We start from the raw sequence: 464 nt of genomic DNA, 5'->3' as shown, positions 1-464 counted from the left end.
CTTCATGCCTGATGACTATCCGCCGGCATGGTTAGATTGGTACTTCAGCGAGCAGTACCTGCTGGCGTGTTGGCTCTTGGCCGGCGAAAAACTAAGAATTGAGTTCCCCGCCTACTTCATTGGCACGAGATCCAATCTTCATTCAAAGCTATCTCACATGTGGAGTGCTCCTAGTCTTCAAGGCGCCAACCACTTTGGGGGCTCGTTCTTCGCAACGGTGGTGTGACGTAGGACGCAGGTCAGCAGGAATCGTCGGGCAGTCATTGCCGCTACAGGTCAAATTTATCGAGAGGTCCGGCCCTGCCCAAGCACTCTGGATTAGGCGGCCCCACCAGCGCTGCAAGATACGCTCACAGACGCGCCACACCGGGATAATCGATAGCTCGGGAATGCCGGTTATCGCCTCCAAGACTGCCGGCAGCCCAACCGAAGTTCCGCACCATCGTCGCCCAGCACAGAAGCGG

General features: G+C 56.9%; 1 pseudogene. It reads left to right on the top strand.

Annotated elements, in window-relative coordinates:
• Nucleotides 1-226 (top strand): annotated as a pseudogene (locus tag AC1D34_RS38275) (hypothetical protein); the annotation flags it as partial.
• Nucleotides 227-464 lie beyond the last annotated feature (238 nt).

This window comes from Allobosea sp. P1_A7, from assembly GCF_056406775.1.
Note: the sequence above shows the minus strand (reverse complement) of the source record. Positions and strands in the feature narration are given on the sequence as shown.